This is a genomic window from Alkalibacillus haloalkaliphilus C5, from assembly GCF_000269905.1.
GTDB classification, from domain to species: domain Bacteria; phylum Bacillota; class Bacilli; order Bacillales; family Alkalibacillaceae; genus Alkalibacillus; species Alkalibacillus haloalkaliphilus_A.
In genome coordinates this window covers 1-11,362 of the sequence record NZ_AKIF01000093.1, presented here as the reverse complement: position 1 = coordinate 11,362, position 11,362 = coordinate 1, and the positions used below count along the sequence as shown (strand labels likewise).

Genomic DNA, 11,362 nt, shown 5'->3' with positions numbered 1-11,362 from the left:
CGCCGACTCAGACGTTTGGATAGTCGAACTTGATGAAGAGCCAGAAGTCGTTGTCGAAAATATTGAGCGTGATTATCCTTTTGTAGAAATTTTATATACATATGACACATTGCTTCAAGCAGTTGCCGTAAAAGGTGCTGAGCGCCATATTGAAGAGTTACACCAAGAGGAATGGGTACAAACTTACTCAAAAGCGACCACATACACCGCACCGCAAATTCAAAATACGACAAGTCCAACACAAATGCCTGATTACCACGATCACCAGCACCCATATACAGGAAAGGGGGTCAAAATTGGCGTAATCGACACGGGGATTGACTACAACCACCCAGACCTTACTGAAAACTACAAAGGTGGATTTGACGCTGTTGATTTTGATGGGGACCCGATGGAGACAACGGCAGATGAAGGAATGCCGACGAACCATGGAACACATGTAGCGGGTATAATCGCAGCCAATGGCAATCTAAGAGGTGTGGCACCGGATGCCGAGATTTATGCTTATAGAGCTCTCGGGCCAGGAGGTTCAGGCACGTCGGCACAAGTGTTAGCGGCATTAGAACAAGCAGTGAAAGACGGTATGGACATTATTAACTTATCATTAGGCTCTGATGTGAACAGTCCTGATTACCCGATGGCGCAAGCTGTTAACAAAGCATTTGAATTAGGGGCAGTCATTGTCGCTGCTAACGGTAATAGCGGTCCAGAAGATTGGACAGTCGCGTCCCCTGCAACGGCGAAAAACGCCATTTCCGTTGGTGCGGCTTACACAGAGATAGAACTGCCTGCAATTGAAATATTCGATGAAGAACCAATTCCGATCAGGTCAATCCCGTACAGCGAGCCGTGGAATTTCACCCAACCTCATCCAATTGAGCACATTGAAACGTTAGAACAACTACCTTCATCGATTCATGACCGAATCATCATTATCGAGAAAAAGCATTACAATTATGGCGAGATTGTAAGTGAAGTGTCGCAAAAGGGCGCATCAGCAGTCATCATATATAGTGAGGAAGAAGATGATCCTAACACGTGGGACTGGGTCCTCTCGCCATTACCTGTTGCCTATATAACAATAGAAGAAGCAGAAAAGCTTATAGCGAATGAAACGTGGTTAGAGACGATTTATTTAAAAGATGAAAACAATATCGCCTCGTTTAGCGCGCGAGGTCCAGTAACGGCTGATTGGACAATTAAGCCTGATCTTGTTGCGCCTGGTGTCGATATTGTCAGTACAGTGCCAGATGGGTATGCTGCATTTCAAGGAACGAGTATGGCTGCGCCCTATGTAGCTGGTGTATTAGCTTTACTAAAAGAACAAGAACCTAACGCTAGCCCACAAACGTTAAAAGAAAAATTAATTACAGCAGCAGCGCCATTTGAACAAGATCCAAGCAGTCAAGGAAGTGGATTCATACAAATGGACAATCTTCCTGATCAAAACTACCGAATCGAAAATGAAGCGATCAACTTAGGTAAAGTGACTGACTCCACAAAAAACCATAAACATACATTAACGATTCATAACGAAAGTGAAGCACCATTAAATGTTACTTGGAACATGCCACTAAGACAGCGTGGGTTAAATTGGAATATCCCGCTAACAACGACAGTAGAAGGCTTGTCAAAAGCGGATTTTGAAATCGCTATCAATTTTCAACAAAAATTATTAAAAAAGGGTGTTCACGAAGGGTATATTTCATTAAAATTGAATGGTGAGGATAAACATCTTCCTTATTTATTTATTCATGATACAGCCGACTACCCAAGGATTACTGGACTAGAAATCGAAGCACCACCTTTCGACGAAGAAGAGCTGCAAATGAAACTGTACGTAGCTGAAGAATTAAAAGCGCTTACAATTGAGCTCTTTGACCAAGATTTAGTCAGTCAAGGTGTCGTCTTAGAAAGTGAAAGTATTTCGCAAGGAACGTTTGAAAAGTCACTCAACAAGAAAGACTTAGAAACTGGTATTTACGAGGCAGTGATTGAGATTGTTGACGAACAAAATAACACATCATATGAGTCAAAACAAATAATGATTCCATAAGTCTATAATTTTGTCAAAAAGTTGCCTTAAAATCATCACAAAACTAATTGACTTATATAGGGTGCTATTGTATGCTATTTTAGTGTGGAATGATTAGGTTAAAAGGCGAAATGAGTTGAAAAAAGTCACCTTTTTTTGTTGCGAAAAATCATTCTAATCTTAGCGAATTTGTCTGGAATTCTGTGATAGGTAGGTAAAATTTATGAAGCATCCACTTAGAGGGATGGCGATCACAACCGCGATTCTCAGTCATTTATCAGGCGCGACAATTGTTGGGATTTTTCTCGGCAGGTGGCTTGATAGTTACTTTCAGACAAGTCCTCTTTTTTTATTAGTAGGGTTATTTTTAGGTTTAGCCGCTGGTGTATATGGAACCATTACACTAGTTAATAAGTTTTTAGGAGACGACGCATCATGACATATTACAAAATCATGGTCAACCGTCAACGTAAATGGATGCTCTACCTGTTAGCAATCTCAGTTGCAGGTTGGGGGTTTACAGACTATGAAACAATCTTCGCTGGTCTTATTTTAGGACAAGCTATCGGATTTTTTAACTTATACTTAATGCAAAAGAAGATTGACGTAGTCGGTGGAAAAGCGGCTAACAACCAAACAGCGAAGTCGTTTGGAACTGTTTCACGGTTTGCAGGAGCGGCATTACTCGTTGTGGTTGTCTTAAGATTTCCTGAACATTTTCATTTAATCGCTGCCATTGTAGGTTTAATGACACCTTACATTGTCATTATGATAGATTTTATTATCCATCACAAAGAGACTACCACTACGAAAAGGGGTGAATGATGTGGATCACGGTTCTCCTATGATCGAAGATGTCTTTGGGATAAGTTGGCTAGACTTTAACCAATCAAACGTCCTTATGACATTTGTTGCGTCCGTAATTGTTTTCTTGATAGCAGTGATCGGTAGTCGCAACTTGCAACGAAAACCGACGGGATTCCAAAATTTTATGGAATGGGTCGTCGATTTCGTTAAAGGCATGATCTCGAGTACAATGGACTGGAAAACTGGTAGACAGTTTCTTCCGTTGGCAATCACACTACTCATGTACATCTTTATTGCTAACATTCTTGGTATTATGTTCATGGTAGAGTACAACGGTGATTTATGGTGGAAATCGCCAACAGCTGACCCAGGAGTTACGTTAACGCTTGCTGTAATGGTAGTAGCTTTAACACATTATTTTGGGGTTAAGCTTAAAGGTGGTAAAGGTTATGTGAAAGATTTCTTTTCACCGATTCCGATTTTATTTCCATTGAAAATTGTTGAAGAGTTTGCCAATACATTGACGTTAGGTATGCGTCTTTACGGTAATATCTTCGCAGGTGAAGTGCTATTAGCATTACTAGTTAGTTTAATGGCATCAGGAGCATTGGAAGCAGCAGCAGGTTTCTTACCAATGTTACTATGGCAAGGATTTAAGCTATTCATTAGTGGTATCCAAGCATTTATTTTCGTTATGTTAGCTATGGTTTATATGTCCCACAAAGTGAGTCATGACCATTAAGCATTATAGAAATTATTTAAACAAAATTTATTAGATATTTAGAGGAGGATTATAAAATGGAATTTTTAGCAGCTGCATTAGCGGTAGGTTTAGCGGCACTAGGTGCTGGTATTGGTAACGGTTTAATCGTAAGTCGTACAGTAGAGGGGATCTCACGTCAACCAGAATTACGTGGTGCTCTACAAACAACAATGTTCATTGGTGTTGCCCTAGTAGAAGCGGTACCAATCATCGCGGTAGTTATTGCATTTATGGTTATGTAATAAGTCTTTTATTACATGACATGATCATAATGGCGAAGTGACTTAAGGAAGCTTCGCCATTCCTTTATGTTAGTTTGTGAAAGGATGAAATAAAAGGAAACGTAACTTTCGCGAATGAGCGTTAACATCGTTTTTCCTTTTAAGCCTTATATGGATGAATAGGCGAAAGGAGTGAAGGCTTTGTTAGACCCACGTTTATTTATTTTAAACGCAGAAATTGGATTTAATGCAGGCGATATGATCGTGCAACTAGTAATGTTCGTCATTCTACTAGCACTTATTACGAAGTTCGCTTGGCGTCCATTAATGAACGTCATGCAAGAGCGTGAAGAGCATATTGCTACTGAAATAGATTCAGCCGAGAAGAATAGACAAGAAGCTGAACGTTTAATGAAAGAAGCGCAAGACGAGTTAAAAGGCACTCGTGCAAACGCACAGAAGATTATTGATGACGCTCGTCAAACAGCTAAATCTGAAGAAGCAGATATGATTCAAGCTGCAAAATCAGAAGCAGAGCGCATTAAAGAAAATGCACGTCAAGAAATCGAACAAGAGAAAGAGCGTGCAGTTCAAGCATTACAAGAACAAGTTGGTACATTATCTGTACAAATTGCAAGCAAAGTAATCGAGAAAGAATTAACTGTGGATGAACAAGAAAAGCTAATTAACGAATACTTAGAAAAAGTAGGCGAGAGCAAATGAGTAATTCAGCAGTAGCGAATCGATATGCAATAGCTTTGTTTGATATTGGAACAGAGAAGTCTAACTTACCACAGTTAGAAGAAGAGTTGAATGCTGTAATTGAAGTGTTCAACCAAGACAAAGAGCTAAACGCTTTCTTTGATAATCCACGTGTTTCAAAAGATGAAAAGAAAAACTTCATCCGTGAAGTGTTCAAAAGCTTTTCTCAAGAGACAGTTAACTTGCTACTTGTCTTAACGGATAAAAGCCGTATGAACTCATTAAAACAAATCGTTAAGTCTTTTGTGGACATGAAGAATGAAGCAAGAGGCATTGCAGAAGCTGATGTATATTCTGTTCGTGCTTTAACTGAAGAAGAACAACAACAAATCCAAAATGTGTTTGCGAAAAAGTTAGATAAAAACACCCTTCGCATTAATAACATTATCGATGAATCAATCCTTGGTGGTTTAAAAGTTCGCGTTGGTAACCAGATCTTTGATGGTACGGTTGCTAGAAAACTTCAACGCATTGAACAGAGTGTCGTCTCTGCAAACAAGTAAAGATAGGGGTGAAATGGATGAGCATCAAAGCTGAAGAAATAAGTGCGCTTATTAAGCAGCAAATTGAAAACTATGACTCTGATATAGAAGTAAATGATGTCGGTACTGTAATCGAAATTGGAGACGGTATCGCACGTGTTCATGGTCTTGATAACGTTATGTCAGGTGAGCTTGTTGAATTCTCTAACGGTGTTATGGGAATGGCGCAAAACCTTGAAGAAAATAACGTTGGTGTTGTAATCCTAGGACCATTTACAGAAATTCGTGAAGGTGATGAAGTTCGCCGCACAGGTCGCATTATGCAAGTTCCTGTAGGTGACGAACTAATCGGACGTGTTGTTAACTCATTAGGACAGCCAGTTGACGGTAACGGCGCAATTGAATCAACGAAAACTCGTCCAATCGAAGCGAAAGCACCTGGCGTAATGGATCGTAAATCAGTTGATGAACCATTACAAACAGGTATTAAAGTAATCGACTCAATGGTACCAATTGGTCGTGGTCAGCGTGAGCTAATCATTGGTGACCGTCAGACTGGTAAAACTGCCATTGCAATCGACACAATTCTTAACCAAAAAGAAGAAGATGTAATTTGTATTTATGTAGCGATTGGCCAAAAAGACTCTACTGTAAGTGGTGTAGTCGAAACACTACGTCAGCACGGAGCAATGGACTATACAATCGTTGTAAATGCTGGTGCATCTGAACCTGCTCCATTACTATACCTAGCTCCATATGCTGGTGTATCAATGGGTGAAGAGTTCATGTACAACGGCAAGCACGTATTAGTTGTATATGATGACTTATCTAAGCAAGCGGCTGCATACCGTGAGCTTTCATTACTACTACGTCGCCCACCAGGCCGTGAAGCATTCCCAGGGGATGTATTCTTCCTACACTCTCGTTTATTAGAGCGTGCAGCAAAGTTAAGTGACGAAAAAGGTGGCGGTTCTTTAACTGCACTACCATTCGTTGAAACACAAGCTGGTGACATTGGTGCGTATATTCCAACAAACGTAATCTCAATTACAGACGGACAGATTTTCTTACAGTCTGACTTATTCCACTCAGGTGTACGTCCAGCGATCAACCCTGGTCTATCCGTATCACGTGTAGGTGGTTCAGCTCAGATTAAAGCGATGAAGAAAGTAGCAGGTACGCTACGTCTAGACTTAGCATCATTCCGTGAGCTAGAGTCTTTCGCACAGTTCGGTTCTGACTTAGATAAAGCAACACAAGCTAAACTTGATCGTGGTCAACGTACAGTTGAGATCCTAAAGCAAGGTCTACACCAACCACAACGTGTTGAGTACCAAGTTGCGATTATCTATGCATTAGTTAACGGATTCCTAGACGACATTCCAGTAGAAGATGTTGTACGTTTTGAAGAAGAACTACACGCTTACTTAAAGCAACATGGTTCTGAAATTCTAAACCACATCCGTGAAACAGGTAAGTTACCTGAAACTGATGAATTTAACAAAGTAATTAGTGATTTCAAAAATACATTTGTCGTTTCTGAATAATAAAGAAACAAGTCTCTAGAAAAAGGTGGTGAGACGTTGTGGCATCTTTACGTGATCTAAAGGCGCGAATTAATTCGACCTCGAACACGAAACAGATTACGAAAGCAATGGAAATGGTATCAGCTTCGAAACTGAACAAAGCTGAAGACAACGCGAAAGCATTCGTTCCATACATGGAAAAGATTCAAGAAGTTGTTGCAAGTATTGCATCAGGTAACATCGATGTTGACCATCCAATGCTTATTTCACGTCCTGTTAAAAAGACAGGTTATATCGTAATTACTTCAGACCGTGGTCTTGCTGGTCCTTACAACACAAACGTGTTACGTAAGTTGTATCAGACAATTGAAGAGCGCCATCAATCAAAAGATGAATATGTCATAATCCCAATAGGTAAAGTTGGCCGAGATTTCTGTAAGAAGCGCGAATTACCAATTGCACATGAAATTACAGGATTACCAGACCAACCGAACTTTGCTGAGATTAAAGACATTGCAAACTATGCTGTAAACATGTTTGCTGATGAGGAAGTTGATGAATTGAACCTATTCTACAACCACTTTATTAGTGCGATCAGTCAGGAAGTGACAGAGACGAAAGTACTCCCACTTAATGATATTGATGTCGGAGAAAAACAAAGCAGCATGTACGAGTATGAGCCAAACCAAGAACAAATTTTAGAAACACTACTGCCACAATACGCTGAAAGCCTTGTGTATGGTGCCTTATTAGACGGTAAGGCAAGTGAACACGCATCAAGAATGACAGCGATGCGTAACGCTACTGACAATGCAGAAGATATCATCGACGAGCTAACACTTTCTTATAACCGTGCACGTCAGGCAGCCATTACTCAAGAAATTTCAGAGATTGTAAGTGGTGCAGCAGCACTTGAATAGAGCGTTTTTGGATATGAGCAGTTAGGAGGGAAAAGGATGAGTAACGGACGTATAACACAGGTTATGGGACCGGTAGTAGATGTAAAATTCGAAAGCGGCCAATTACCTGAAATTTATAACGCCCTAATCGTACAAGGTGAAAGTGAAACAGACTTAGTACTAGAGGTTGCTTTACACCTTGGCGACGATGCAGTTCGTACGATCGCGATGGACTCTACTGATGGTCTAGTCCGTGGTATGGAAGTAGAAAACACAGGTGCTCCTATCAGTGTACCTGTAGGAAATGACACTCTTGGTCGTGTGTTTAACGTAACAGGTGGACACATTGACTTAGCAGAACCAGTATCAGAAGACACACGCCGTGATCCAATCCACCGTCAAGCTCCTAAGTTTGATGACTTAGCGACTGAAACAGAAATCCTTGAAACAGGTATTAAAGTAGTAGACTTATTAGCACCTTACGTAAAAGGTGGTAAGATTGGTCTATTCGGTGGTGCAGGTGTAGGTAAAACAGTATTAATCCAGGAACTTATTAACAACATCGCCCAAGAGCACAGCGGGATCTCAGTATTCGCAGGTGTAGGTGAGCGTACACGTGAAGGTAACGACCTTTACTACGAAATGAGCGACTCTGGAGTTATTAAGCAGACAGCAATGGTATTCGGTCAGATGAACGAACCACCAGGTGCTCGTATGCGTGTAGCATTAACAGGTCTAACAATGGCAGAATTCTTCCGTGATGAAGAAGGACAAGACGTACTTCTATTCATCGACAACATCTTCCGCTTTACTCAGGCGGGTACAGAAGTATCAGCCTATTAGGTCGTATGCCATCAGCCGTTGGTTACCAGCCAACTCTATCAACAGAGATGGGTCAATTACAGGAACGTATCACATCAACTAAAAAAGGTTCGATCACGTCGATCCAAGCTGTATACGTACCTGCCGATGACTATACAGACCCGGCTCCAGCAACAACTTTCGCTCACTTAGATGCAACAACTAACTTAGAGCGTAAGTTATCAGAGCAAGGGATCTATCCAGCGGTAGACCCACTATCTTCAACATCTCGTGCACTTGACCCACACATCGTTGGTGATGAGCACTATGAAGTTGCGCGTGAAGTACAGAAAACTTTACAGCGTTATAAAGAATTACAAGATATCATTGCAATCCTAGGTATGGACGAACTAACAGAAGAAGATAAGCAAACTGTAAACCGCGCACGTCGTATTCAGTTCTTCTTATCGCAAAACTTCCACGTTGCTGAGCAGTTCACAGGCCAGCCAGGTTCATACGTTCCTGTTCAAGAGACAGTTAAAGGATTCAAAGAAATTCTTGATGGTAAGTATGATGACTTACCAGAAGATGCGTTCCGTTTAGTTGGACGTATTGAAGAAGTTGTAGAAAACGCTAATCAAATGGAACAATAATGGGACTTTAAGCGGCAGCTTACTGTCGCTTAATAAGTTGCCCAAGGAGGGGTAAGATTGAAAACACTAACTGTGAGTGTTGTCACTCCTGACGGCCCTGTACTAGAACAATCATATGATATGGTAAGTGTTAGAGCAGAAGGTGGCGAGCTGGGGATCTTACCAGGTCACATCCCATTAGTTGCTCCTCTAACCATTAGTGCAGTTCGATTGAAGAAACAAGGCAATACGGATTATGTAGCTGTAAGTGGTGGCTTTTTAGAAGTACGCCCTGACAAGGTCACAATCTTAGCACAAGCTGCAGAAAATCCTTCTGATATTGATGTAGACCGTGCTGAAGCAGCAAAACAACGCGCTGAAGAACGTCTTAACGAAACAAAATCAGAAGAGATTGATTTCACGCGTGCGAAGCTGGCATTACAACGTGCTACAAATCGCCTAGAAGTTGCTAACAACAAATAAGATCTGGCCGTTTTGGTCAGATCTTTTTTCCACTTTAACTAACAATATTTTCGCAATACATACAATAACATTCATATTTCCGTGTCGATATTTCCTGGGTAATGCACATAATTGTCATTAATTGCTATACATAATTTAACAAAGAGGTGTTATGATGTTTATAGATAATGCTGTTGATGCTCTAATAGGTATGGCATCACATATAATATTTATCATACTAGCGTGGAAAGCGTTAGAATCAATTAATATACAAGCTTTATTTAAAAAGAATAAAGAAACAGAAAGTAAAATCTTATTAATTTTCTTATCGGTTGCACTAGGTACAACCGTAAGTAATTTCTTCTTAGACTTCATTAACTGGTCACAACAACTGTCTTACTTCTTATAAGTAAACTGTCGAAACATTTAACGTTTAAAATAACAAAGCATGGACCATCCTTCTAATAAAAGGGGGAAGAGTCCATGCGATTCTTGTTTGTTTTATTATCAGTTGTTTTACTAAGTCAAGTGATCATCTATCAATCTAGTAATCAAGCAACAACTACTACTTCGGATTATGAAGTATTAGCCGATTATGTAATTGAACAAGATTGGGATGTTCATTCATTTAACGTAACAATGAAGTTAAATGGTGAAAAAAGTGAAGTTTTGTCACTAAAAAAAGTTTTAAATAATGAAATTAAGGATAAACACCCTCATAAAGGGGGTGTTTATGACGAAACTCTATATACAGTTGAAGTTAGTCATAACACATTACAATTAGTATATCGAATGAGCGGTGAGCAATGGAGCGAGGACATATACGCTGAAACGCTTGACCGCTTTGATGAACTCAGTTTAAACCAATTCTTTGAAAATGGTAAAGTATACTCATGTTTTCAATCAAACTTAAGTGGTATTATAGATAGTAATTTGTTACTAAACGACATTAAAGAAGACTTTCAACTAGAATTAAAGAATAATTTGATAGAAGAACAATTGTCTGTCTTTAGTGGATACACAAATCAAATTAAAGAGTATGTCCCATTAGAAGATGAAAAAATGAATGTTCAATTAGCTATTCGTGAAGAGGATCATGGAAAAAATACAATTACAATCGGCACACCTATCCTCCTAATTGAATATTAAATAACATACGGACTATCGACACGGAGGGAAAGATATTGGATAAGATCATCGTATCTGGAGGTAATAGATTAACTGGCACCGTTAAAGTTGAAGGTGCTAAAAATGCTGTTTTACCTGTAATCGCAGCAAGCATTATGGCAAGTAAAGGAAAGACAACATTAAAACAAGTTCCCACATTAGCTGATGTGGATACCATTAGTGAAGTCTTACGATATATGAATGTAAACGTTTTACGTGAAGGAAATACGTTGCATATAGATGCAGCGAACGATTTAAAAACTGAAACACCTTTTGAATATGTACGCAAAATGCGAGCGTCCGTTTTAGTTTTAGGACCTTTATTAGCAAGGTATGGTCATGCAAAAGTGGCGATGCCAGGTGGTTGTGCAATCGGTTCAAGACCAATTGACCAACACTTAAAAGGCCTTGAAGCTATGGGGGCAACAATTGAAGTAGGAAACGGTTATGTAGAAGCGTTTGCTAATGGGCGTTTACATGGCGCGCGCATTTATTTAGATTTTCCTAGTGTAGGTGCTACTGAAAACTTAATGATGGCTGCAGCTTTAGCTGAAGGCACAACAGTTATGGAAAACTGTGCCCGTGAACCCGAAATTATCGACTTAGCTAATTATATTAACCAAATGGGTGGTAAAGTAGTTGGCGCTGGAACAGAAACGATTCGGATCGAAGGTGTTCCAGAGTTAACAGGAGTAGAACATACTATTATTCCTGACCGTATTGAAGCAGGAACGTTCATGGTAGCAGGAGCTATTACAGGCGGAGACATCATCGTTGATGGCGCAATTCCAGCTCATTTACGTTC

General features: G+C 40.0%; 13 protein-coding genes and 1 pseudogene. All 14 read left to right on the top strand.

Translation table 11 applies throughout. From position 1 onward, the window contains the following. Window positions 1–2,056 (top strand): S8 family serine peptidase (locus A194_RS21020; RefSeq protein WP_017186793.1); only part of this gene is annotated, 2,056 nt, incomplete at its 5' end. A 202-nt stretch (window positions 2,057–2,258) separates the two neighbouring features. Next, window positions 2,259–2,474, top strand: coding sequence for an AtpZ/AtpI family protein (locus tag A194_RS0110425; RefSeq protein ID WP_017186792.1), 216 nt, complete (start codon window positions 2,259–2,261; stop codon window positions 2,472–2,474). After that, window positions 2,471–2,860: an ATP synthase subunit I gene (locus A194_RS0110420; protein ID WP_017186791.1), complete on the top strand. Its 390-nt coding sequence runs from the start codon at window positions 2,471–2,473 to the stop codon at window positions 2,858–2,860. Before A194_RS0110425 ends, A194_RS0110420 begins: the two co-directional genes overlap by 4 nt. A gap of 1 nt (window position 2,861) precedes the next feature. After that, a complete protein-coding gene (atpB, locus tag A194_RS0110415) occupies window positions 2,862–3,584 on the top strand; it encodes a F0F1 ATP synthase subunit A (protein WP_017186790.1) in 723 nt (240 codons plus the stop codon). Between the two features lie 56 nt (window positions 3,585–3,640). Further along, window positions 3,641–3,847 (top strand): F0F1 ATP synthase subunit C, encoded by a 207-nt coding sequence (gene atpE / locus A194_RS0110410; protein WP_017186789.1) that lies wholly within the window; start codon window positions 3,641–3,643, stop codon window positions 3,845–3,847. A gap of 180 nt (window positions 3,848–4,027) precedes the next feature. Next, window positions 4,028–4,549, top strand: a complete 522-nt coding sequence (gene atpF / locus A194_RS0110405) for a F0F1 ATP synthase subunit B (protein ID WP_017186788.1) — start codon at window positions 4,028–4,030, stop codon at window positions 4,547–4,549. Further along, on the top strand, window positions 4,546–5,091 hold the full coding sequence (locus A194_RS0110400) for a F0F1 ATP synthase subunit delta (protein WP_017186787.1): 546 nt from the start codon (window positions 4,546–4,548) through the stop codon (window positions 5,089–5,091). The genes atpF and A194_RS0110400 overlap by 4 nt, the downstream gene beginning before the upstream one ends. A gap of 17 nt (window positions 5,092–5,108) precedes the next feature. Next, window positions 5,109–6,617: a F0F1 ATP synthase subunit alpha gene (gene atpA / locus A194_RS0110395; protein WP_017186786.1), complete on the top strand. Its 1,509-nt coding sequence runs from the start codon at window positions 5,109–5,111 to the stop codon at window positions 6,615–6,617. Between the two features lie 38 nt (window positions 6,618–6,655). Next, window positions 6,656–7,516 (top strand): ATP synthase F1 subunit gamma, encoded by an 861-nt coding sequence (atpG, locus tag A194_RS0110390; protein ID WP_017186785.1) that lies wholly within the window; start codon window positions 6,656–6,658, stop codon window positions 7,514–7,516. Between the two features lie 36 nt (window positions 7,517–7,552). Further along, window positions 7,553–8,949: pseudogene (gene atpD / locus A194_RS18175) on the top strand (F0F1 ATP synthase subunit beta). A gap of 57 nt (window positions 8,950–9,006) precedes the next feature. Beyond that, entirely contained in the window at window positions 9,007–9,411 is a 405-nt protein-coding gene (locus tag A194_RS0110380) for a F0F1 ATP synthase subunit epsilon (RefSeq protein ID WP_017186782.1), read from the top strand. 154 nt (window positions 9,412–9,565) lie between these two features. After that, window positions 9,566–9,799: a DUF1146 family protein gene (locus tag A194_RS0110375; RefSeq protein WP_017186781.1), complete on the top strand. Its 234-nt coding sequence runs from the start codon at window positions 9,566–9,568 to the stop codon at window positions 9,797–9,799. A gap of 74 nt (window positions 9,800–9,873) precedes the next feature. Continuing rightward, on the top strand, window positions 9,874–10,539 hold the full coding sequence (locus A194_RS0110370) for a YwmB family TATA-box binding protein (RefSeq protein WP_017186780.1): 666 nt from the start codon (window positions 9,874–9,876) through the stop codon (window positions 10,537–10,539). 35 nt (window positions 10,540–10,574) lie between these two features. Continuing rightward, window positions 10,575–11,362, top strand: a 788-nt coding sequence (locus A194_RS0110365) for a UDP-N-acetylglucosamine 1-carboxyvinyltransferase (RefSeq protein ID WP_017186779.1), incomplete at its 3' end; no start/stop codon positions are given.

What these genes read in the sequence shown, in the direction of transcription:
- A194_RS0110375 (WP_017186781.1), top strand. Translation starts at nt 9,566, where the DNA reads ATGTTTATAGATAATGCTGTTGATGCTCTAATAGGTATGGCATCACAT.
- A194_RS0110425 (WP_017186792.1), top strand. Translation starts at nt 2,259, where the DNA reads ATGAAGCATCCACTTAGAGGGATGGCGATCACAACCGCGATTCTCAGT.
- A194_RS0110400 (WP_017186787.1), top strand. Translation starts at nt 4,546, where the DNA reads ATGAGTAATTCAGCAGTAGCGAATCGATATGCAATAGCTTTGTTTGAT.
- A194_RS0110420 (WP_017186791.1), top strand. Translation starts at nt 2,471, where the DNA reads ATGACATATTACAAAATCATGGTCAACCGTCAACGTAAATGGATGCTC.
- A194_RS0110370 (WP_017186780.1), top strand. Translation starts at nt 9,874, where the DNA reads ATGCGATTCTTGTTTGTTTTATTATCAGTTGTTTTACTAAGTCAAGTG.
- atpE (WP_017186789.1), top strand. Translation starts at nt 3,641, where the DNA reads ATGGAATTTTTAGCAGCTGCATTAGCGGTAGGTTTAGCGGCACTAGGT.
- atpA (WP_017186786.1), top strand. Translation starts at nt 5,109, where the DNA reads ATGAGCATCAAAGCTGAAGAAATAAGTGCGCTTATTAAGCAGCAAATT.